The organism is Candidatus Nanosynbacter sp. HMT-352 (assembly GCF_022819385.1).
GTDB lineage: Bacteria > Patescibacteriota > Saccharimonadia > Saccharimonadales > Saccharimonadaceae > Nanosynbacter.
This window is the reverse complement of the sequence record NZ_CP089290.1, coordinates 620334-642674: the sequence shown is the minus strand read 5'-3', so window position 1 is coordinate 642674 and position 22341 is coordinate 620334. Positions and strand designations below refer to the sequence as shown.

Sequence of the window (22341 nt, the reverse complement as noted above, 5' to 3'; positions counted from 1 at the left end):
CTATTTAGATTTGTCTTCTATTTTCGTTATGGCTATGCTTGGCTTTCCGTCACCGTTTATGTCACCTATGGCAATGTTGACAGTAGATCCTGGTTGGACCTCTGAGTCGCCAGTCTTGTTTTTGTAGAGATCTTTCATGTAGACAGCAGTTTCGTATATGGAGCTTCTTGCCTCATTAGGATCTATCTTATTCTCAGGATTTTCTTCGTTGTATTCTTTCATGGCTGTTTCGGCTACCGAAGTCGGATTTTCTCCTTCTTCAAGCGTGACAGTGTGAATTTCTGTGTCTTCTGGCAGCTCCGTGATGACTCCATTGCTGTAATTCTCTACAACTTGAGCTACTTGGTGTGCAGGGCTTGGTCCTTTTTCTGGTGATTTAGGACTATGAAATAAGCCTAGGGCGTTTGCAGCTCCAGCCAATCCTAACGCGGCTAATGCTACTGCACCGATTTTAACTACAGATTTTGGTATTTCTATTACAGATCTGTCGTCTTCATTGTTGTTTTGTGATGTAAATCGTTCCGTGTTCATGTTTGCTATATTACCATAAACGACATAAAAAGTCAATATTATTATCTAATTTGCAGACAGGCTCTTGAGATTGTCTAATAAAAAAGGTATAATGGTACGTAAGTTTTATGACAACCTAAAAGAGGAGAATAAATTATGGCACAACCTAAGAAACAGAGTAGCCCACGTAAAACTGGTCTTCGTCGCAGCCACTTGGTATTAAAATTGGCACGTCGTGTTAACGCAACTTCACCAGTTAAAGTGAAGACGACCAAGCGTGAAACCGGTAAAACAACAAAATAATAATTACGAACAGGACGCTTAATAATGGCATCAAACCGTCATTTGGGACGAATTGTCGCACTGCAAACACTTTATGAACATGAATTTCGCAAAGAGGTTGGTGATAGCGATGTTGATTATAAGACTATTTTAAAGCGTAATTTGGCTGAATATAAATCATCGGTTGACGATATTGAATTTATCGATAATTTGATCAGTGGCGTGCTTTCGACGCAGAGTCAATTGGACGAGAAATTGCAGCCATTGGCGCCAGAATGGCCTATTAGTCAGTTGCCGCGAATTGATCGGGCAGTACTTAGAATTGGTTTATATGAATTGCTATATTGTGCAGATACCGTTCCACCAAAAGTGGTGATTAACGAAGCAGTAGAGTTAGCAAAAGCGTTCGGTTCGGATAACTCGGGTAAGTTTGTGAATGGCGTGCTTGGCACGGCACTCCGTACTCTCGTGGAGGAGTCCGACAGTGAGAACAAGCAACTTTGATAAGATAAAAAAATATTTTGGTGGCAGCAAGAAGCCATTGATTCAGGAAATTGTGCGCGAGCCAACTGCCGGTGGCGTGATTTTTCGTCGTAATAAAAAGGGCGAGGCAGAATTTTTGCTTTATCAGGACGCTCGCGATCGCTGGACAATTCCCAAAGGGCACATTGAGCCAGGTGAAACAGCTCAAGTGACGGCTCGTAGGGAAATCGGCGAGGAAACTGGGCTGAAGAAAATTGAACTGCACGGCTGGCTAGGAAAGGTGAATTTTCGTTATCGTCGAATCGATAAATTGGTATTGATGACAACGCAAGTTTATCTAGTTAAGGCGCTGGATCCTAATGAGAAACTCCAAAAGGAAGAGTGGATGAATGGTCTTAAATGGTTTAGTTTTCATGAGGCGCTGGATGAAGTTGAATATGAAGATATTGGCAAGCTGATTCTTTTGGCAATGAAACGAATTAGACAGGAGAACTTATAAATGAACGGAATGAACACTGCGCCGTATCAAGATTTTGCGCGCGAAAAATTAGGTTTTGAATTTACGAATTTGGATTTGCTGATTACAGCTTTGACTCACCGTAGCTATGTGAATGAGCATCGAAAATCCGTTCATCACCACAATGAGCGCTTGGAATTCTTAGGTGATGCGGTTTTGGAATTGGCAGTAACAGAATATTTGTTTACGCATTTTTCTGAGCCAGAGGGAATTTTGACTGCTTGGCGGGCAGCTTTGGTACGAACGGAAAGTATTGGTGACGCTGGTGATAAGTTGGGTTATGGTCCGCTGATTCGTATGTCAAAGGGCGAGAAAAACGGCTCAGAGCGAGCGCATTTACAGATTTTAGCCAATGCATTTGAGGCGGTAATCGGCGCAATTTATTTGGAGCGTGGCTTTGATGATGCTCGCGATTTTATTCACAAGCATATAATTGTTAAGTTGGATGGAATTTTGGAGTCTGGCAGTTGGCGTGATCCGAAGTCATATTTGCAGGAGATTTCTCAGCGAGTTGACAATCAAACGCCGGTATATAAAGTCCTGAGCGAAGAAGGTCCAGATCACGATAAAGTCTTTACTCTTGGGGTTTTTGTTGGCGATAATATGATGGGGCGAGGCATTGGTCCGTCAAAGCAAGTCGCCCAACAGCAAGCTGCTCGCGCTGCAATTGCTAAATATAAAGAATCTGGCGAGAAATAATTAAAGTTTGCACGGCGTAAACCGCTCGTGTATAATGAAAATACAGTTTAATTCCAGGAGGAGGGGCAGAATGTCAACAATAGATCAGCAGTTTGTAGAATATACTGTAAAGGCGTTGGTCGGACATCCAGAAGACGTCGTAGTAGACCGAACAATTGATGAAAAGGGCGTTTTACTAACATTGACAGTTAATCCAGCAGATTTGGGTCGAGTTATTGGTAAGCGCGGCAGTACGGCACAGAGTTTGCGCACGCTTCTGCGAGCTTTGGGCGCAAAGAATGATGCTCGATATAACTTGAAGATCGTTAACAATGATGGTTTTTCTGGTGAGCGTGAGGGTAATAGCTATAACGATCATGCTTCTGTGGATAACTCAACAGATGAAGCTGTGGAAAATGGATCTTCTTACGCAGAAAACACCAGAAAAGAGCTTGCAGAACTCGATGACCTTGATATATAATTAGAACCAGTTCAAGCACAGACATTATGCGAGAACAGCTCTATGCGAGACAATGGGAAACCATTGAGAGCCTTATTTGTGCTAAAAAACCGTCCTTATTGGGGCGGTTTTTTGGTGGGGTAAAATTCTCGGGTGTTGACATGACTGCCTAGGTGTGGTATATATTTATCAGCTTCTGCTCAGCCGAGTAGAGGTAGATCCATCCAGAAGAGGAGAGCAAGATGCTCACTGAAGAAGAACTCCGCGAATGCTTTGGCGGGATGGCGTTGATCCCGCACGAACTTACGCAGTTCGATATCGAGAACAGCTACCGCCGCTGGCGCTACAAGTCTTCAAGCCGTGGAGTTTCCCTCGGGGAATACACCCGAGTTGACACCGACGGTGAAACCGTTTTTGTAAAGATTCGAGGATCCCTCAATCTTTACGAGGGGTATGAAGTACCCCTGTCCGGGGGTGCTTCCCCCGTTGCATGGAAAGTGGGCGATGCGGTCACCTCGGTGACGCTAACCCGCGAAGATCTTACTCTCCGAGGAGAAGGGCTTAGTATTCACATAAGCCCCAACGTACACCTAGGAGGAAGCGGGAACTTCCGAGGAGATGTATTACCCCTCAATGCGATGGCTGCTCTGATTGCATTCTCGAATGTGAACGAGTGTGTGATCTATTCCCTTATTGACCTGGTGAGCGGCAGGGGTGAAGGAAAAGCTTCATACCTTTATAGCAGTGAGGAGTGGAGGTCGCTCTTTCCGGGGAGAGATGAAGCTGAGTTCTGGAGCTGGGATTTGACATTGGGATACCCAAATGCCAAAGATACCAGACACCTAGAAGAGACGAACGGTTGGATTTTATCTCTTCCTTCCTAGTCCACTGAGAGAAAATAGCTCGCCTTGAGACGTCAGATCTCGGCTGAGCCTCTTGGTGGGCTATTTTCATGTCTTTTTATTTATAATATCCGTGAGTTTATGATATAGTATGGTTTAATATCAAGTGAGTAATAGTTTTTATAAAGGAGATTTATTATGTACGGAAGTCGCGAATATTACTGGATACCCTTTAATAATAATCATGCTCTCTCAGACCCAAATCCTAATCCAAAAGGTCTGCAAGGGGTGTGGAGACTAAGAACGAGTCAAGCAATGATGATAGCCTACGAGAGAGGCTTAAATAAGATAGCCAGAAGAGAGAAGGCGCTCGGACGCCCTCTAACCGAAGACGAAAAAGAAAAAATATGGTATGTAACAAGAGATTCTCCCCAGGAACAGACTAAAATGTTACAAATAGCTAATAGAATATACGATCTTCCGGGTGGCGACAAGCACGAACACCCGTTCTCAGAAAAAAATCCTCCCATGTCTTCAGACCAATGTAAAGCTACTCCGTATACGTATATAGTGAAGAAAATAATAGGATACAGTGTATGTGAAGACGATGGAGACGTATTTTCACCGTGTGGGGCATGTTTTGTATCTGAGATGCGTATAGCCAAACGATTCGAAAGTCTACTTTCCGACAAAAACAACAAGGAATATGAGGAATATGTGGATCTTATACATAATATGCGCGATGAAACCCTAGCATACATAAAAGAAAGAAAAGCAGACAAGACATACGCACCAGAGCCATATATACATTATTACGACATTTTGGATGATGAAGGAACTGTTCGTGAGTTTGCTAAAGCTGTATCTGATCTTGATACAGACACAGTTTGTGAAATACTTGAGCAACTGCTTCGTAAGACAATGATGGAGCAGCAGAGCGAACAGAATCCAATATTAAAAATTGCAGCTGAAGCGATCGACAAATGTATGAAAAACATATAACGGTTTCTGTTGTCTGCTAAAAAACCGTCCTTACTGGGGCGGTTTTTTGGTGAGGAATAATTTCTATAAAAAGACATGAAAATAGCCCGCCAAGAGCTTCGGCCGAGGCTTAAGCCTCAAGGCGAGCTATTTTCGGCGGGCGGTTAAGCCCTTTGGGAGAGCATCCACTCATCGCGGGGATGAGTGAGGTGAATCTTATCCTCATTTCCTCGAGCGATTCTTTTGAGTGCTCTGGAAGTCGTGTCCTTGTCAACTTGCAACGCTTCCATGAGCGTGCAAATAGTAAGGGGTGGAGCGCCCTTCACGTTGTAAATGATCAAACAGTCATTCCTGGAGCGTACTTCAACTTTATCAATGACATTCGGTCTTTTGAATGTTATTGATATAGATTTGGTAGCGTCAGGTGCGAGAATGTCTATGAAATCTATCATCATCTCTGACTGCTTGTCTGTGTGAGGCGGGGTGTGTCCTATCCTTACGGATAGGACAACGTGAATAGTAGCCTCTCTATCAATCGAGATGCGGACAGGCTGAGACAGCCAGTCCATCGCTCTTGCTATGCGCTTGATCGTCTTGTAGATTTTCGCGTAGGTCTTCGCGTAGGTCTTCTCGTCGACACTCTCGTCGATTAGTCTACGGGTAATCCTGTCGATTATCTTGGTGCTCTCATCGTAGATCGTTTCCACGACAATTCCTTCCTGCATAAGGGCTACCTTCACTCGGTTGAGTAAAAGCTGATATATATATCATACCTGGACAAAAAAGTCAACACTTGCTACACTGTAACAGATGAGAAAGTTTCAAGTAATTACGCTTTTCCCAGAAATGACGACGGGAGTTTTTAATAATTCCATGATGTGGAAGGCACAAAAAGACGGTATCGTAGAGCTTACGACGGTGAATCTGCGGGAGTTTGGTTTGGGTCCTCGTCGTCAGGTTGATGATACTCCTTATGGCGGCGGCGACGGGATGCTTCTTATGGTTGAGCCGTTATGGAAAGCGGTAGAATTTGCGAAATCTCAAGATGAAACAGCGAAAGTGGTATTAATGAGTCCGCGCGGGCAGCGCTGGAAGCAGGCTAAAGCTCAGGAAGAAGCCGATGATGACAGTGGTGTGATATTTATTTGCGGGCGATACGAGGGTGTTGATGAGCGAATTTTAGAACTAGTTGATGAGCAATGGAGTATTGGCGATTTTGTGCTGACGGGCGGAGAGCTGGCGGCAATGATGATGATTGATTCTATTGTTAGGTTGATTCCTGGAGTTTTGGGCGGTGAAAAATCTGCGGAAATTGAAAGTTTTTCAGATGGAGAAACGTTGGAATTTCCACAATATACACGACCTGAGGAGTTTAAAGGTTTACGTGTGCCGGATGTTTTATTGAGCGGACACCACGGAAAAATTGCCGAGTGGCGCGCTGAACAATCGCGGATATTGACCAATAAAAATACCCCATAGAGACGGGGTATTTTAAGTTGTGGTGGATTTGTCGTAGAGCGAAAGATACGATTTTGTGGTGTTTATTTTTGTAACGTTCGCTGATTTAACTTTATGACGTTTTTATAAAAAGTGCAAGTGCTTTCGTAAAAAATACAACAAGCTTGAGCTTTTTTGACGCGCAAGCTATACTGAAATTATGTCTAGAAAAGTGAATAAAATTGTTAAATTGATTGCAGGAATATTAATAATGGTGCCGTTATTATGTCAATTATTTACGTTTGAGAAGTTTTCTGCGGTCCTTACTTCTGCGGGGGTTCCGTCATCTTTAAATCTTCCGATTGCGATAATATTGGTGGTTGTTGAGCTAACGTCGTTGCCGTTTTTAATTGATATGAATATGACAAAAAGAATTACTCTGACGAGCAGAGTGACTGGTTTTTTAAGTTTGGGGATTATGACGGTAATTAGTTTTTTGGCGTTTGCGAATGGGCATGCGGCGGTGATATTTGGTGCAACGATAAAGAATGTGAATAATGTGGCTGCGATTTTTCTGGTATTCATGATGTGGATTTTGTTGATTTGCGTAAATTTATCGACGAAAAAAACAGCCAAATAATTGGCTGCTAAATCTCAAACTTGGCTGGGATGGAGGGATTCGAACCCCCGAATGGCGGGACCAGAACCCGCTGCCTTACCACTTGGCGACATCCCAACGGCAAACATAATTGTACTATAGAAAAATGATTTCCGCAAGCGTTTACTGGTCAGCGTTGACGCGATATACTTATAGTATGGATTTGCAATGGATCGTGAAGTTAATTGCCGATGGGCTGGTAATACCGGTCGTGCTAATTGGTGCGTACGCACTGATAAAATTGGTTCCAAATAAAGAGAAGTATCAAGTTTATAGCCAAGTGTTGATGGCTGGTTTGACTGCTTACGTGTCGGCAAAAATTATCGGGTCAATTTATCAACCAGATCAAATGCGCCCGTTCGAGATTCTGGGCGTATCTGCCGGCGCGTCATTCCTTAATAATCCGGGTTTTCCGTCTGATCACGCGCTATTTACAATGGCGATTACTTTGGCGGTATTTTTCGGAGCAAAGAGTTGGCGGCTGGCTGTTATTTGTTTAGTTATGACGATCTTAATATGTGTCGGTCGAGTTATTGCTCTGGTGCATACACCACTTGACGTTGTTGGCGGATTATTGATTGCTTGCGTAGGGATTATTTGGTATAAACCGATGAATATCCTGAAAAAGCATAATATTTAAGCATATACATTTGCAATATTGACAAGTTTACGTTACAATTTATGTATGAAATTATTGTCAGCTATTTTCCGTGAAGAAATATCAGATTACACATATCCATTTTCAAGGCGAGTTTTCTTGAGGATTTTGGCGATTTTAGTTGCTAGCGGCGTGGCTATCTGGTTGCTGGCGCTTGCGTTTGATAAATTTATGATCACGCCTGTATTTTGCGCGAACGCTGAACATATTTCTATTTGCGCAAACAGCACGAACATTGCATCTTACGTTGCGTTGGTTCTGGCGGGAATTATGTTGGTGCCGGTGTTGGCGGTATTTGGCATTAAGCGACCTCTGTTGGTAGTGATCGCGGCAACTGTGTCGTTGTGGGGCGCTACATTATGGGCTGGCGGATCTTGGATTTTGTCATTGCTATGGGTAGTTTTGGCGACAGTTTTGGTATATTTGTCGTTAATTTGGTTGAATAGAATTCGTGGCAATGGCGCGGCAATTTTATTTATGACTTTATTTGCGATCTTAGCACGAGTTGTCTTAGTATTGTAATCACTGTACACTAAGTGTATGGAAATCATTATCATTATTCTCTTAATTGTTATTACTATTGGTTTGGGCGCGACTTTATTTGTCTTGCAATCAAAAATCAGCGAGCTAAAAAATCAATCATCCGTCGAGCTAATTAAAACCGATGTCGTGGAATTGGGGCGGACGATTGCGAAACTGAATGAATCCGTTAGCGATAAATTGGAGCGAAGTAACGCGCAAGTTCAGACTTCCGTGCAGAAACAATTATCAGAAAGCGCAAAGTTGGTGGCTGACGTGACACAGCGATTGGCAAAATTGGATGAGACCAATAAACGCGTGGTCGATGTGGCGACCGATCTGAAAACCTTGCAAAACGTGTTGCAAAATCCAAAGCAGCGTGGCGTTTTTGGGGAGTTTTATCTGGAGAGTGTGCTGGATAATGTTTTGCCAGCCAAGCAATATCAAATGCAATATCGCTTCAAGGACGGTGAAATTGTTGACGCGGTTATTTTTCTGGACAAGGGTCAAATACTGCCGGTGGACAGTAAGTTTTCTTTGGAGAATTACAATCGCATGATTAACGCCGAGACAAAATCTGAGCGCGAAATGTGGCTGAATAAGGTGAAGGCTGACCTTAAGGGGCGAATCGACGAAACTAGTAAATACATTCGTCCGCGTGAAAACACTATGGACTTTGCTTTTATGTTTATCCCTAGCGAATCTTTGTATTACGATCTTCTGATTAACAATGTCGGTCAGGGCGGTTCGAGTCGCGATCTGATTGAATATGCATTCCGAGATAAACGAGTGATTATTGTGAGTCCGACTAGTTTTTTGGCGTACCTGCAGACCGTTCTTCAGGGGCTTCGTAGTCTGCAGATTGAAGAGCAGGCCAAAGATATTCAAGTTCGAGTTGGGCAATTGGGCGTTCACATTAAAAAGTTTGACGAGTTGATGACGAAAATGGGCAAGAGTCTTAGCACGACCGTTGGTCATTATAACAATACATACAAGGAGCTAGGGAAGATCGATAAGGACGTCGTGCGAATTTCTGGTGGCGATAACCAAGCGCAGCCAGAGCTGATTGATCGGCCGACTCAGGAAGATTGACATAAAAAATACCCCGCCGATTAAGCGGGATATTTTATTGTGAAGTTATAATCTATTCTTCGTCTTTGTTTCGGTAATTGACGAGTAGAAATAGGTTGCCGCCTAATGCTGCGCCGATTAGGGTAGCGGCAATTACTTCCAAGCTAAAGCGTGAATAGCTCTTTTCACCTTCAGCTGGCAATACTCCGTTGCTGCGTAGTTGAGAGTCGGTTTTCTCTGTAACAGCCAAAGAAACTGCTGGGTTCAAAGTTGCGCCTGAGATGTAGATCTCGCGTGGGTAAGTGCGGCCGTTTTTCTCAGTTTGAGTAGTGCTTTGATCTTTTTGGATTTTTGCAATGGCAGTACTTTTAATGTATGAAGAGATTGAGCCAGATACGACAAGACCAATCATCAACGCCAAGCCAATTCCAAAAGCTTGACCAGCTGCTTTGATTTCTTTGCGCTGCAAAACTGCGGCAATACCAAATACAAATACAGCGGTACCGACTAACTCCATCGCGAAGATGTTCCAAGAGAACGCGGTGAATTGGTCAAAGCTTAGAGCAAATCCGCCGTTTGTTAATGAGCCGACAAGTACGATAGCTGCCATTGCACCGAGGAATTGTGCGCCCCAGTAAAATGGTACAAGTACGGTCTTTAGCTTACGCATCGTCCATAGACCAAATGTGACAGCTGGGTTTACGTGTGCGCCAGAAATGTTGCCGATAATTGCAACGATGAACATCAACGCAAAACCGACATACATCGATGACAAAATATCTGATGCGAATAATGCGGCAAGTGTCAAAATGAACGTACCGATAACTTCCGCAATAACGATGTTAATTAAGTTGTTTGGTAATTTAGAATCTAGTTCGACACGCTTGCTTTTAGCGGTAGATTCAGCAACGACGCGCTTGACGGTCGTTTTGGTTTCAGTCTTAGCGGCAGCGGTTTTCTTTTCTGCGGCTTTAACTGGGGCTTTCTTTGAAGTTTTCTTCGTAGCCATATTCCCTCCTTAAAGTAATATCACGACTATTATAACATAATTTGCTATACTGTAGTTATGGGATTATTTGTAAATCAACAAGATCAGCGTAGTGAATTGCAAGAGCGAATTGCGGCGGAATTAAGAGAGAAGGCAAAAGCTTCGAGTTTGCAAGAAAAGGCAACTATGGACGGCGTCGACGACATAAGATATTTGGAAGGCACGAAACAGACGACGACTTTGGCGTGGGCGTGGATTTTAATTGCTATTATGGCTGGTGCGGTGATTGTAATGTTTTTAATGCAAGGACGATAAAATGGTTGACTTAGACGAATTGAGAAAAGAAATAGTTTTGGCGGTTTCGCAATCCAAATCTCCGCGTGAGTTTTTGCGCGATCGACGACTTAGGGAATTGTACGAGCAAATCAAGTCATTGCCGCCAGTTGAGCGTGGTCCGTTCGGTAAGCAGATTAACGAGCTGAAACAAGCTGTTGAACAGGCTATTGCTGTGCGACTGGAAGAGCTGGAAAAAGTTGACTTGAAACCGATTGACGTTACGGCGCCGATGGATGTAAATTCTCCAAAACCTGAACTTTTGCCGAGCGAACAAGGCACGATTCATCCGCTGAGCGCTGAAATTGAGCGCATCTCTGAGATTTTTAATCGCATGGGATTTGTCACGGAAGAGTCCAGAGAGATTGATGATCAATTCCATATGTTTGAGAGTTTGAATTTTCCAAAAGGCCATCCAGCGCGCGACGATTACGATACGTTTATGACCGAGGAAACTGATTCTAATGGCGATCGTTTGATTGCTCCGGCACATACGTCGACTATGCAAAATCGCGTGTTGACGAAATATCGCGACAATTTGGAAAAGGGCGAGGCTATTGCCGCTATCGTTCCTGATCGCGTTTTTCGTAACGAAGATTTGGACGCGCGCCACGAGCATACGTTTTATCAAGTCGAAGGCGTGTACGTTTCGCGTCGGGTTAATGTTGGCAATTTGATTGCTACGTTGCAAGAATTTTTGCAGGAATATTACGGCAAGAAACTTGACGTTCGCGTTAATCCATTTTACTTTCCGTTCACTGAGCCTAGCTTCGAGTTTGCGTTAAGCTGTCCGTTTTGTGAAGGAAAAAATCCTGAATGTAAAGTTTGCTCTGGTGAAGGTTGGATTGAGCTATTGGGTTGCGGAATGATCCATCCAAATGTTCTTCGGGCTGCGCAAATTGACCCGAATGAATATACGGGATTTGCTTTTGGTTGCGGAATCGACCGCTTGGTTATGATGAAGTATGGAATCGAAGATGTCCGTCATTTTGAAAGTGGCAAATTGGACTTTTTGGAACAATTTTAAGCAATATGAAACTTCGACAGATTAAGGATTTTTTATACAAGAATCGCCTTCAGGCGCTCTGTATTCTTAATGGTGTCGTTTTGGCTGTGGGCTTGGTTGTGGCGATGCTGCTTTCTGATGATACTCGGTGGACGAACTGGAGTTTGAGTAGATTGGGCGAAACCACCTCGAACCGTTTGTCTGCATTTTCGTTCAATTCGGGAGTGTTTTTATCTGGTTTGATTATGGCGACGATTGGGTTTTTTATGAATCGTGGTTATCTTAAGCTTGGTCAAATTCGCTCTGCTCGAATATCTGGCTGGATACTTTCATTGTTTGCGATTTGTATGATAGGAGTGGCGCTTTGTCCGAACGATACAATGCACGCGGCGCATTTTGTTTTCTCGCGTGGCATCGTGATATTGATGGTGCTTTTGATGTTTCTTTTGCCGTCAAGCTTGAGCTATTTAACTCATCGCGAGCGAATCTCATCCTTCAGTTTTCCGATTTTTGCGGCAATTATAGCGGCGCAAGGTTACGCAATGGGCAAGTTTTGGTTTGTGATAGTAGAAGTTTTATTGGGAATTTTTGCGACGATGTGGCTGGCTCTGGTTTGTCGTCGAATGGAGCTTAAATTGTCCGACTTGAAAACTTCGTAAAATGCTATAATTACTTCAAAAGGAGTAATTATGAATCACGCAATTTTTGACAACATCGTATAGCGGTAAGTTGGACTTTTTGGAACAGTTTTAAGGAGCTATTACACACGATAATAGTAGTAGCTCAAAAACTTGTAATAAAAGAGGCAGTTCTGTGTGCCGATAGAGAATTTGTTGCAGCGAGAGAGATCGCTAAAAAAGATAGGAGGAGGTAAAATGGATACACAACAATTTGACGCACTCATCATTGGTTTTGGCAAAGCTGGCAAAACATTGGCGGTAGCGCTGGCAAATGCGGAAAAAAAGGTAGCGCTAGTGGAGCGGTCGCCAAAGATGTATGGCGGCACCTGTATTAATATTGCTTGTATTCCTACTAAGGTGCTAGTCAATGCAGCCGAACATCATCAAAGTTTTGATGAGGCGATGGCACATAAGACAACAGTGGTAGCGCGGTTGAATGAGAAGAACTATCACATGCTTGCGGATCGTGAGACAGTGAGCGTCATTGAGGGTGAGGCATCGTTCGTAGATGATCGTACTGTGAAGGTTGTGGCGGGTAGCGACGAGCTAGTAGTTAGTGCACCGCAGATTTTTATTAACACCGGTGCGGAATCAATCATCCCAGATATTCCAGGTGTTGATAAGCCGTTTGTGTATACCAGTACTGAATTGCTGGATAGAATGACGCAGCCAAAACAGCTAGCTATCATTGGTGGCGGTTATATTGGGTTAGAATTTGCCTCAACTTATGCCAAACTTGGTACAAAAGTAACAGTATTTGAGAGGGGCGATGCTCTGCTTGCACGTGAAGATCCAGCAATTGCTCGGGCTGCTACTGAAGCATTGCAGGCACAGGGTATTGAGATTGTGTTTAGTGTGGATGTGACGGCTATTGAGGGTGAGTCTACTGCGACGATTCGCACAGTAAATCATGATGATTACGCTGGTTATGATGCGGTTTTGATGGCTACGGGCCGTCGCCCGGCAACGATGAGCTTGAATTTACCAGCTGCTGGTGTAGCGACGGATGAGCGCGGGGCAATTGTGGTTGATGAAACACTTCGCACTAGTCGGTCGCATATTTGGGCAATGGGCGATGTAACGGGCGGGCCACAATTTACCTATGCGTCGCTGGACGATTTTCGGATTGTGAGAAGCCAGTTGCTGGGTGACGGTCTGTACACTCGCGCCAAACAAAAAACCTTGCCGTACACGGTCTTTATGCAAACGCCGCTAGGTCGGGTGGGTATGACAGAGGCTGAGGCGCGTGCGACGGGGTGCGAAATTATCGTAAAAGAGCTGCCTGCTATGGCTATTCCACGCCTGCATGTTGATAATGCTACAACAGGATTGCTGCGTGCGGTGATTGATGCAAACACTGAACAAATTTTGGGTGCTAGTTTATTGTGTCGTAATTCACCAGAAGTCATTAATATTATCAAAACTGTAATGGATAATGGTCTGCCATATACTGTGCTGCGTGACCAAATATTCACTCATCCAACGGTGAGTGAGGCATTAAACGATTTATTTGCATAAAGGAGCAATTATGAATCACACAATTTTTGACGACATCGTATCTGGAAAAATGAAATCTTGGAAGATTTGGGAAGATGAGAAATTCCTAGCATTTTTAACACCGTTTCCGAACACACCAGGTTTTACTGTGGTGATTCCGAAGCAGAATCCGGGCGATTACGTATTTTCTTTGGATGACAATTTATATTCTGAAATGATGCTGGCGGTGAAAAAGGTTGCTGGTATTTTGGAAAAAGCATTTGACACTCCACGGGTAGCGCTGATTTTTGAAGGTACGGGCGTGGCACATGTGCATGCCAAATTGATGCCGCTTCATGGCGATTTGGCAAAGGGAATTGGTTCGCCAGTGTCGCACGAGCAAGCGTTTTATGAGGAATATCCTGGCTGGCTAACTACGACTGACGGTCCGAAAATGGACGACGCTCAATTGGATGAAATTCAGGTGCGAATTTTAGCTGTGCAAGGTAAATAGGATAGCTAGTTCACCTCTAATTTTACGTTTTTTCCTTCGTACATATCCAAATAAAACGGATATAATTTGGCGGCGTGCTTTTTAACCTCGTCTTGGTTTAAGGCTACAATGTCGTGACCGATACCAAATGAGGTCGGAATTGAATAATATTGGAATTTGGCGCCAGAAGCTGCAGCCATTTGCTTGGGTATGTTGACCGCGAGATTTTTATCAATTGCGGTGTCGTTTTCGCTCGTTACAACCCCGACATATTTTAGCCCTGGAGCTTTTAGGTCGGATTTATAGTTCTTGGCGATTATTATATATTTTCCAAGAGCGCGATATGACAAATTGCTACCCGTAAACGAATCTGGAAGAATATTACGTCCGTAAAGATTTCGTAAAAGCGGAATTTTCCAGGAAGGAGTTTCCGACGATGAAGGCTGATAAAAAGGTGATAGAAGTAGCGCTCGTGATATGGTTTGGCTGTTGTACTGAGTAATCCAAGTCGCCATATTTGCGCCGCCAGAAAGTCCGACAACTCCCGCTTCATCGCCTAAACCGCTAATTATGCTGGTGCTGGATTTCATAAATTGCGCCATTGCTGGAATGGTGATTTCTCCGTGTCGTTTATTGTCCGTCAGACCGTGGCTGGGGACGCGGGGAATATAGACGTTATAGCCGGCATTGAAAAAGGTGTCGCCCAAGTCTGCGAATTGCTGTGGGCATGCGCTTACGCCATGAATCATCATGACGGCTTTGGCGGTTTTTTTGCCGTGGGTTTTAATAATCGATCGGCATTCTGATCTAACGTCGGTATTTGAAGTGTCTTCGCTAACAGTGCGATTTGCGGCGGCGATGGCGTCGTTGTAGCTCAATTTTTCAGAGCTTGCAGATTGCAATTGCTTGGATGTTGCTGGCCAAAAGAAAGCTGCGGCGACTAGTAAGGCGGTTATAATGACAATTGAGCAGACTACCCAAATAGTAATTTTTATGATGCGATTTTTTCGTGAAGTATTCATGGGTATATTATAGTATATTTTAATATTATTTCAGCTTAAGCATTATAGTAGGCGTATAATAACCAATACAATGAAAGTCAATTATTTACAATTATCAAACATTCTTAGTTTTAAATATGAGGAGGATATAAACAACGCTTTTAAGATTGAATTTGACCCGTACCTTAGCATTATTATTGGAGGGAACGGATCCGGCAAGTCAACAGCCTTAGAGGCTATGAATTTTGTATTCACAAGAGTTCTATTTAAATATTGTGAGGTTAGAGATTATAATTCTTTGTTGCCAGGTGAAGCTCGAAGAAGTTCCCTCGTAATAGATGATCGATCTAGTCATATTTCAGGTCTTCGGCTCCAGCCTAATTGGAATTCGGAATCGAAACCACAGAGAATAAGAATATCATTTACACTTGATGATATTGATAACGCTAACATGAGCCATATAGCAAATAATTACACTCATATAAAAAATATATTTGAGGAGTATTCTTATATAAAATTTCCCATAGATTTTAGGCCTATAAATGGCGATATAAAAATTGTTATAGATATTATCTTTAATTATGAAAAAAGCACATATAATGTAGAATATACTGATTCCACGCCGGATTCCGTACAATTTTATCTAGAATACTACCAGGCTATCAACGAAGCTATAGCGATACATAATAATAAACACGCCGACCGCGTAAAGCCTCTTGGAAGTACATTTTCTATGTTGTCTGCTTTTCGTAATTATAATACCTTCTCTCTACAAACCTCTTTGCAGTCCAATCCAGTAAGTCAATTGCGAGAAATTAGGCGCGATTCTTCTTATCGTAGTAATCATGATCAATCTGGTAGTGAGCCAGCTATATTCAATATTGTAAAGCTCAAGCTTGGTGAGGAATATCTTAATTTTTTAAAAGGCAAAAAGGATATTGATGAAGCTGGGAGAGTTGTAAATAGTTCGAAGATGGTTAATCGTATAAATAATGCGCTTAAATTATTCAATTTAGAATTGCATATAGAGCTCACAGAGTTAAGAACTTGGTCATACGAATTTAGATTTTACGATACAAAAAATGAGCGGGATCTAGGAGACATTAACAGTCTTAGTGCTGGACAAAAATCGATTATGCACTTAATATTTGAGGCGTACGGTCGGGACGATGTAAATGGTGGTCTTATTATTATCGATGAGCCGGAGATTCATTTACATTACCAATTTCAATTTGAATATCTTAAGATACTCGAGAAACTAGCGGAAGAGCAGCGCATACAGTACGTTATCGTAACTCATTCGGAAGGATTTATAAGCAACAAGACAATAGAGCATGTTAAGCGATTTTCACTGGACGAAGGGCGTAATTCTGTGGTGTGCGCTCCTGATATTAGGGAAGATCAAAAAAAGCTGATAGAAATCCTAAACAATACTTGGGCAGCTCGAGTACTATTTCTAGATAGAGTATTGCTGGTTGAAGGTCAGGATGATGAATATTTCTTCAGAGCTGCCATAAAGAAACTACAACCAGATCTCAGTCGGAATATTACTGTATATGGGGTACGTGGAAAAGACAGTATATCCTCATTTAAGTCCTTCTTTGAATCTTTCGGGCTAAAGGTGTATGTCATTAAAGACTTAGATGCTACAGGGAGAGATTTTTATAATTCTACCGTGTCATTCAAATATGATAAACGGACAAAACAGGCGGGGCTTGATAAACGTAAAATCGACAAATATAGAAACGAGCATCCTGATCTAGACCAGCAAATAGAGTCAAAATATTCATCCGACGAGTTTTATCTAAAGAAAGGAGCCATCGAACAGTATACTGGAAAGGAAAAAGGAATTGATCATGTAATTGATTTTTGCGAAAATGAGATGGATAATTTTCTAAACAGCGATGACGAGAAAGCAAAAGAAATTTGTAAAATTATAGAGATTATTTCAAAATAGAATAACTTTCGGTTAAACGAGATATTTGAATATTTATATGATGGTTTAATTATAGCAAGAAAGGCAAATAATTTTATGACCACACACCAATTAAAATTGGCGACTGAGCCGTTTAATGCTATTATTTCTGGCAATAAGACTATCGAGTCGCGACTATATGACGCCAAACGACAGAAAATCCAGATCGGGGATCGGATTATTTTTACAAATAGAGATAATTCCGAGCAAACTGTTACCGCTGAGGTTGTTGGTTTGCTTAGATGCGCGACATTTCGTGACTTATTTTCTCACAATAATCCGCGAAAGTTCGGCGGTGATAATGTCGAATGGTTAGAAAATCAAATTTCTGAATTTTATTCTCTCAGCGACCAGCTGGAAAATGGCGTGATAGGTATCGAATTTGAAATATTTTAATGATATAATAATGACCATCCTATCAGGCTACACTAAAAATCGTAGTCATCACAGGAAGGTGTACTATGACTGAAGCGCTAGTCAATGATATCATTGTACGTCCGGCAAGGGCGGACGATTTCGATTTCGTCGCGGATCTTATGATCCGGGCGCTCACACCGTTTTATGACGGTGACCACTATGCACACGCACGGCGCATCTTTGATGCGCACATGGCAGGCGGTGTTGACCACGTCGGCCAGTTCTCGGTCGGACAGCACATGTTCATCGCCGAGAGTGATGGACAACCCGTGGGTGTCATTCATGTTGTCAACAAGAAACAGGGGACTGTCAAGATCAGCCCTCTCATTGTTGATACGGCGTACCGAGGAAAGATGGGCGTCGGAAGTGTGCTGCTCAAGCACGCTGAAGATTTCGCCCGCAGCCTCGATGCTCGACAACTGTACTGCACTGTCGCGTCGTCGAACCAGAAGGCGCTTCAGTTCTTCCTCCGGAAGGGTTTCCTCGTCACTGGCACGGCTCGCAACCACTACAAGATGGGGGTCGATGAGCACATGCTGTACAAGCAGCTCGTTGACGAGGCGGGGTTCGACTCGCCGAATATCTCTGTGGTTCCGTTTAACGAGAGTCAGCACGCCGACAGCGCGCGAGCTCTCATCCTGTCGCAGGTGAGTGACGACTTTGAAGGAGTGGACGACAGTTGGGTTGACGCCCTCTTCGCTGGCTATCGTCGTATGGAATCTGGTGACGTCAACAACAAGTTCAAGATCATCTTTGTCGCTGAGTGCAACGGTCAGGTTGTTGGTGTCGCTGGTGCGACCCCGAAGAAGGGTCAGCCTATCAAGCTGATGCCTCTCGTGGCGAAGTCGGAAGCAGCTTTTGAGGCGCTCATTATCGACCTTCAAGGTTTGTTGGAGGATTACGGTCGCAAGCTGTACATCCATCTCGTCCCTGAGCCATGGCAGGTCGTCTGTCTCCAGCGTCACGGCTGGAGCCTGGAGGGCGTGTTCCCGGGAGGGTATGCGCCTGCCAGCGTCGTTCAGCAGTGGGGAATCAGTCTCAACAAGGAAGGAGTGCCTATGCGTAAGATGCGCATCAAGCGTCCATACTACGACGCAATCATGTCCGGCAAGAAGACTCTCGAGGTGAGAGTCGGCTATAACAGCATCAAGCGACTGAAGGCTGGTGAGCTGCTACAGCTCGAGACCGGTCACACATCGGGCGTGGTACGGATCAAGTCGATACGTATTTACCGTAGCTTCGCCGACATGCTGGCGGCTGAGCCGTGGCAGCAAATCGTGCCGCAGGCAGAGAGCGAGAGGGAGGCTCTCCGTCTCCTTCGTAAGATCTACCCTGGCCACAAGGAGAATCTTGGTGTTCACGTCATCGAGGTTCAAAAGTAGGACAACGAGAGAGGTGCGCATCCTCTAGGCTGGAGAAATCAATCTGAATAAATGCGAGAAGACTTATACTAACGGTACGCCAGAATGGGTTGATCTGGATAAGATTGACGATATAAACTTTCGCCACAGCGTGGAGCTAAAAACAATTTTACAGGCGTATATTTCGCTAGAGGAGATCAAGAGGGTATCATAAGGCTTACTATAGGAGTAGTAAGAATGTTGGGAAGATTTATCTTAATCAAAAAAGAGCGCCCGAAGTCTGCACATAGTATGGGAAAATATGTCGGACAGATCAAATCTCGGATAAATGCTTTAAATAATCAATAACATCTATATAATAAGGATCTGCGCCCTCTGGAATATTAGTATCTAACAATTCCGATAACGTCATCCAACGGTATTTTTTATGTTCCCAGCTCAATTTAACAGAAATGCCAGCCTCAGTCTTATCTATGACTATCTCAAAAAGTACATGTCTTGTGTTTTTGTACTGCTTAACAAATAGCTTTTTTAAGTCATTTGGATATATACATATGCCAGTTTCTTCCTGTACTTCTCGCGCGGTCGCCGTCTTAGAGGTTTCTTCAGATTCTACTTCTCCTCCAGGAAGATCAAGATGCCCAGGGAAATTAGGGTGTGTATCTCCCCTATAAAGCAGTAGATATTTACCATTTTTATTCTTAATAAGCGCTTTTGACACTGTTTTAACCATATTTCAATTGTAATGGAGAGGCAATATTTGATCAATGTGATGTACTGTGAATAGTGAAAAGCGCCAAAAAATCAACTTGGAGAGGAAGCCACTTTTACGAATCGAGAAAACACCAGTCAGACAGTCGCTGTAAAAGTGGTTGGTTTATTGCGTTACTAAACCCTTCATGACCTTTTCATTCATAATAATCCTGCAAAATTTGACAGTGTTAATATTTCCTCTTCAGAATCCTTTCTCTACTAGAAAATCAGCTAGAGCTAATAATCCAGGACTATCGTCGCCTTTATTTGTTTTAAGATTGCGTTCATGTTTGCGATGTTTATAGTTTTCGCTAGGTCATTTCTGGATAGTGGCGTAGCGGTTTGTTGATAAAAATATATGGGCACTGAAATATAAAATGGGTCAGACGTGAAAGCTTCGGCAAGGTTTCTTAGGTCGGTTGCGTGTGAGGATATGTTAAAGCTTCGTAAGTATGTCTGTATAGTTTCACTTGAGCTCAGTCGAGCAAGGTCTGTATTTTTTACGGTGTAGGTTTGGCTGGTGTAATTGCCGTCATAGTACGCTATAAACTGTCCGGGGCTGGACGGGTAGGACGAGATTTTATCGAAACAAATGTCGCGCACTAGGTCTAAAAGTATTGGGTATGTGCAGAAAAATGCGGCAGTCAATTCATCGCTGGCGTCAGCAATTTCTATAGCAATCTTAACGTCTGTAAAATCCTTCGGACTATGGCTGATTTTAAGAGGAGAGATTTTAGATTTTGGGCGTGAATTGCTGGGAGTGGTTTTTTGACTATCGATAAAATATTTTTGACAAAGAGCGAGCTGTTCTTGTAGTAGCGTCATGTCTGTTATGTCAATGTTGGATTGCATCTCGGCTTCTATGTGTGAGATGGACTGTTGAATAAGAGGCTCCTCAAAAGGCGTAACATCGTTGATGATTTCTTCAAATAATGTATTAGACTCGCTTGTGAACAGTGCGGACGTAAAAAATACGCTTGATTCGCTAGTCGTGCCGTCCAACTCTCCAACAAAAGCTCGGTTACCGCCAACTTTTTCCGTTTCCTTTAAGAATCGCCTAATAATCAGATGCTCAAACAAGTGGCACGTGTCGTGGTCTGCTGGTAAAGAATATGCTGAATGCAAGTTGTGAATCATGAGTTTATTATATCAGTATGGAAGTTGACCTAAATCTTATAAGTTTGGTGGCGTGTTTATATGAAGAAAAATCATTCATCATAGTCAAACAAGCTTCCAGCTCCCGCCGCTTTATATAAGGCATCTGCCGCTAAGAGCATATCGTTCTGAAGTGTTGGCTGATTGTCAATATTTTTATCATAAACAAAGTATAAATTTCTAATTATCTTTTTATATTTTCTTAAATGCTCGTAAAGCCTTATTCTATGTGCTTTCGAGTATTTTTACTGTAGGAAGATACTTCACGTTTCTTTGCATATTTCCTCATGTCTTAGCTGTCAGAAGTGGTAAATAAGTAGTAAATCATTTGTACTACTAAGCAACAAGACGCTCCTGTTGCTTCTCTTTATTCAAGCGTTTCATTTCTGCCATTGCAGAATCGAATGTTGCATGTGCGTAATAGTTCAGCGTCATGGCTATATTAGCATGTCCCATAATGTACTGTAATGCCTTTGGATTCATTCCTGCATTTGCATAGTTGGTACAGAATGTATGTCGCAAACTATGTGGAGTGATGTGTGGCAATTTATCCTCGTTATACTTATTGTATTTCTTAACAAGACCTTTCATCATGCCGTTGTAATCACTTGCCACTTTTGGATAGTTCTTTCTATTAAGAAAGAGGAAATCACTATATCCATCAATCTCAACACGCTTATCATTCTTTCGATTCGCTAACACTCGCTTAAATGCTTGATAGGCTTCTTCAACCATAGGAACTTGACGTTCGCCACTTTTGGTCTTTGGTGTTTCAATGTAGTACCCAATTTCAGTATCTCTCAATAGCTGATGGTCTATATTGACAAGACGATTCTCAAAATCTAAATCTGGAAGTGTCAAACCACCAAACTCTGAAATACGAAGACCTGTTTTTAAGAGTATCAGAATTTCATCATAATTTTTGCTGTAGGTTTTATCAGCTTTTGCAAAGGCTAACAGTTTTTCTTCCTGTTCTTCTGTTAGTACGGTCTTAGGGACAGTATCATCATCAAGAACTGCTTTCAGTTGAAAGTCAAATGGATTCTTCCGAACACAATCATCTTGTATAGCAATATAGAATGAAGCCTTTAAAGAACGTTTGTAGTTATTGATGGTTTGATAAGCATAACCATTTTCACTCATTCTAATAGCCCATTCTTTAGCGTCTGATGGCTTAATACTGTCAATACTTCTTACACCTAACTTGTCTTTCTTCAAAATATCCATAAGATATTTGCGTCCAGTTTCAGTGTTTTTTCTAACCTTTGGTCTTTGAGCGTTCTGTTTTGCGTAAAGCTGGCAGAGTGTCATTTTCTTTCCTACAACATCAATACCATCATGAATGTCTTTCTGTAACTCTGCGATTTTCTCTCTAAGTGAGATACAATCACGCTTTCCTGCTGGTACTCGGTCTGTAGCCACAAGTTTCCACGAGTAAACAAATTGCGGTTCTCCAAATGAATCTATATATTTGTATAAGTATCTTCCGTCTTTTCGTTGGCTCTCTCCAGTCTTTAAGATTCGACCTTTATTGTCACGTCTTTTTTCTGACATGGCATTTGCTCCTTTCCTTTATGGAAAGAGCCTTGATACGACTTAATACTATT

At 42.6% G+C, this 22341-nt stretch carries 27 protein-coding genes and 1 tRNA gene; 20 read left to right on the top strand and 8 right to left on the bottom strand.

The window, feature by feature from the left end:
* The gene (locus tag LRM44_RS03405; protein ID WP_243803752.1) at nt 1-531 is read right to left on the bottom strand and encodes a hypothetical protein; all 531 of its coding nucleotides are present in this window, start codon (nt 529-531) and stop codon (nt 1-3) included.
* Nucleotides 532-666: 135 nt separating this feature from the next.
* Between LRM44_RS03405 and LRM44_RS03400 the strand changes: the two genes are divergently transcribed.
* From LRM44_RS03400 to LRM44_RS03370, 7 genes are all read left to right on the top strand, one after another.
* Nucleotides 667-813, top strand: coding sequence for a hypothetical protein (locus LRM44_RS03400; protein WP_164999843.1), 147 nt, complete (start codon nt 667-669; stop codon nt 811-813).
* 24 nt (nt 814-837) lie between these two features.
* Nucleotides 838-1296 carry a transcription antitermination factor NusB gene (nusB, locus tag LRM44_RS03395; protein ID WP_129631319.1) on the top strand — a complete coding sequence of 153 codons (459 nt, stop codon included), beginning with the start codon at nt 838-840 and terminating at the stop codon, nt 1294-1296.
* Entirely contained in the window at nt 1277-1774 is a 498-nt protein-coding gene (locus LRM44_RS03390) for an NUDIX hydrolase (protein ID WP_164999994.1), read from the top strand. The genes nusB and LRM44_RS03390 overlap by 20 nt, the downstream gene beginning before the upstream one ends.
* Nucleotides 1775-2491, top strand: a complete 717-nt coding sequence (gene rnc, locus LRM44_RS03385) for a ribonuclease III (protein WP_146422716.1) — start codon at nt 1775-1777, stop codon at nt 2489-2491.
* A gap of 70 nt (nt 2492-2561) precedes the next feature.
* Nucleotides 2562-2951 carry a KH domain-containing protein gene (locus LRM44_RS03380; RefSeq protein WP_243803751.1) on the top strand — a complete coding sequence of 130 codons (390 nt, stop codon included), beginning with the start codon at nt 2562-2564 and terminating at the stop codon, nt 2949-2951.
* Nucleotides 2952-3172: 221 nt separating this feature from the next.
* Nucleotides 3173-3814 carry a hypothetical protein gene (locus LRM44_RS03375; protein WP_243803750.1) on the top strand — a complete coding sequence of 214 codons (642 nt, stop codon included), beginning with the start codon at nt 3173-3175 and terminating at the stop codon, nt 3812-3814.
* A 156-nt stretch (nt 3815-3970) separates the two neighbouring features.
* Nucleotides 3971-4774 carry a hypothetical protein gene (locus tag LRM44_RS03370; RefSeq protein WP_243803749.1) on the top strand — a complete coding sequence of 268 codons (804 nt, stop codon included), beginning with the start codon at nt 3971-3973 and terminating at the stop codon, nt 4772-4774.
* 143 nt (nt 4775-4917) lie between these two features.
* On the opposite strand, the gene LRM44_RS03365 is transcribed toward LRM44_RS03370, so the two are convergent.
* Complete coding sequence (locus LRM44_RS03365) at nt 4918-5478, bottom strand: helix-turn-helix domain-containing protein (protein WP_243803748.1); 561 nt, start codon at nt 5476-5478, stop codon at nt 4918-4920.
* Between the two features lie 85 nt (nt 5479-5563).
* Here LRM44_RS03365 and trmD point away from each other — a divergent pair, with 85 nt between their 5' ends.
* Complete coding sequence (gene trmD / locus LRM44_RS03360) at nt 5564-6232, top strand: tRNA (guanosine(37)-N1)-methyltransferase TrmD (RefSeq protein WP_243803747.1); 669 nt, start codon at nt 5564-5566, stop codon at nt 6230-6232.
* A gap of 178 nt (nt 6233-6410) precedes the next feature.
* Entirely contained in the window at nt 6411-6830 is a 420-nt protein-coding gene (locus LRM44_RS03355; RefSeq protein WP_243803746.1) for a hypothetical protein, read from the top strand.
* Between the two features lie 21 nt (nt 6831-6851).
* Here the strand turns inward: LRM44_RS03355 and LRM44_RS03350 are convergent.
* A tRNA-Gln gene (locus LRM44_RS03350) sits at nt 6852-6926 on the bottom strand.
* Nucleotides 6927-7005: 79 nt separating this feature from the next.
* Here LRM44_RS03350 and LRM44_RS03345 point away from each other — a divergent pair.
* The 3 genes from LRM44_RS03345 to LRM44_RS03335 are packed head-to-tail and all read left to right on the top strand — an operon-like array spanning nt 7006 to nt 9117.
* Nucleotides 7006-7488, top strand: a complete 483-nt coding sequence (locus LRM44_RS03345; protein WP_243803745.1) for a phosphatase PAP2 family protein — start codon at nt 7006-7008, stop codon at nt 7486-7488.
* Between the two features lie 45 nt (nt 7489-7533).
* Nucleotides 7534-8028, top strand: coding sequence for a hypothetical protein (locus tag LRM44_RS03340; RefSeq protein ID WP_243803744.1), 495 nt, complete (start codon nt 7534-7536; stop codon nt 8026-8028).
* A gap of 18 nt (nt 8029-8046) precedes the next feature.
* Nucleotides 8047-9117: a DNA recombination protein RmuC gene (locus LRM44_RS03335; RefSeq protein WP_129635359.1), complete on the top strand. Its 1071-nt coding sequence runs from the start codon at nt 8047-8049 to the stop codon at nt 9115-9117.
* A 52-nt stretch (nt 9118-9169) separates the two neighbouring features.
* Here the strand turns inward: LRM44_RS03335 and LRM44_RS03330 are convergent, their stop codons facing one another.
* Nucleotides 9170-10105, bottom strand: coding sequence for an MIP/aquaporin family protein (locus LRM44_RS03330; RefSeq protein ID WP_243803743.1), 936 nt, complete (start codon nt 10103-10105; stop codon nt 9170-9172).
* Between the two features lie 57 nt (nt 10106-10162).
* On the opposite strand from LRM44_RS03330, the gene LRM44_RS03325 reads away from it, so the two are divergent.
* The 5 genes from LRM44_RS03325 (at nt 10163) to LRM44_RS03305 (ending at nt 14093) form a co-directional block, all read left to right on the top strand.
* The gene (locus LRM44_RS03325; RefSeq protein WP_129631287.1) at nt 10163-10399 is read left to right on the top strand and encodes a hypothetical protein; all 237 of its coding nucleotides are present in this window, start codon (nt 10163-10165) and stop codon (nt 10397-10399) included.
* Between the two features lies 1 nt (nt 10400).
* The gene (gene pheS, locus LRM44_RS03320) at nt 10401-11444 is read left to right on the top strand and encodes a phenylalanine--tRNA ligase subunit alpha (protein WP_243803742.1); all 1044 of its coding nucleotides are present in this window, start codon (nt 10401-10403) and stop codon (nt 11442-11444) included.
* 5 nt (nt 11445-11449) lie between these two features.
* Entirely contained in the window at nt 11450-12082 is a 633-nt protein-coding gene (locus LRM44_RS03315; protein ID WP_243803741.1) for a DUF998 domain-containing protein, read from the top strand.
* Between the two features lie 216 nt (nt 12083-12298).
* Complete coding sequence (locus LRM44_RS03310; RefSeq protein WP_243803740.1) at nt 12299-13621, top strand: FAD-dependent oxidoreductase; 1323 nt, start codon at nt 12299-12301, stop codon at nt 13619-13621.
* Between the two features lie 10 nt (nt 13622-13631).
* Nucleotides 13632-14093, top strand: coding sequence for an HIT family protein (locus LRM44_RS03305; protein WP_243803739.1), 462 nt, complete (start codon nt 13632-13634; stop codon nt 14091-14093).
* 5 nt (nt 14094-14098) lie between these two features.
* On the opposite strand, the gene LRM44_RS03300 is transcribed toward LRM44_RS03305, so the two are convergent.
* Nucleotides 14099-15094 carry a serine aminopeptidase domain-containing protein gene (locus LRM44_RS03300; RefSeq protein ID WP_243803738.1) on the bottom strand — a complete coding sequence of 332 codons (996 nt, stop codon included), beginning with the start codon at nt 15092-15094 and terminating at the stop codon, nt 14099-14101.
* Nucleotides 15095-15164: 70 nt separating this feature from the next.
* On the opposite strand from LRM44_RS03300, the gene LRM44_RS03295 reads away from it, so the two are divergent.
* The 3 genes from LRM44_RS03295 to LRM44_RS03285 all read left to right on the top strand — a co-directional run bounded on the left by LRM44_RS03295 (nt 15165) and on the right by LRM44_RS03285 (nt 18847).
* Nucleotides 15165-17030, top strand: a complete 1866-nt coding sequence (locus LRM44_RS03295) for an AAA family ATPase (RefSeq protein ID WP_243803737.1) — start codon at nt 15165-15167, stop codon at nt 17028-17030.
* A 75-nt stretch (nt 17031-17105) separates the two neighbouring features.
* Nucleotides 17106-17444, top strand: coding sequence for an ASCH domain-containing protein (locus tag LRM44_RS03290; RefSeq protein ID WP_243803736.1), 339 nt, complete (start codon nt 17106-17108; stop codon nt 17442-17444).
* A gap of 65 nt (nt 17445-17509) precedes the next feature.
* Nucleotides 17510-18847, top strand: coding sequence for a GNAT family N-acetyltransferase (locus LRM44_RS03285; protein ID WP_243803735.1), 1338 nt, complete (start codon nt 17510-17512; stop codon nt 18845-18847).
* A gap of 292 nt (nt 18848-19139) precedes the next feature.
* Here the strand turns inward: LRM44_RS03285 and LRM44_RS03280 are convergent, their stop codons facing one another.
* The 3 genes from LRM44_RS03280 to LRM44_RS03270 form a co-directional block, all read right to left on the bottom strand.
* The gene (locus LRM44_RS03280) at nt 19140-19559 is read right to left on the bottom strand and encodes an NUDIX domain-containing protein (RefSeq protein WP_243803734.1); all 420 of its coding nucleotides are present in this window, start codon (nt 19557-19559) and stop codon (nt 19140-19142) included.
* A gap of 257 nt (nt 19560-19816) precedes the next feature.
* A complete protein-coding gene (locus LRM44_RS03275) occupies nt 19817-20716 on the bottom strand; it encodes a hypothetical protein (RefSeq protein ID WP_243803733.1) in 900 nt (299 codons plus the stop codon).
* 354 nt (nt 20717-21070) lie between these two features.
* A complete protein-coding gene (locus LRM44_RS03270; protein ID WP_001291561.1) occupies nt 21071-22288 on the bottom strand; it encodes a tyrosine-type recombinase/integrase in 1218 nt (405 codons plus the stop codon).
* Nucleotides 22289-22341: the final 53 nt, after the last annotated feature.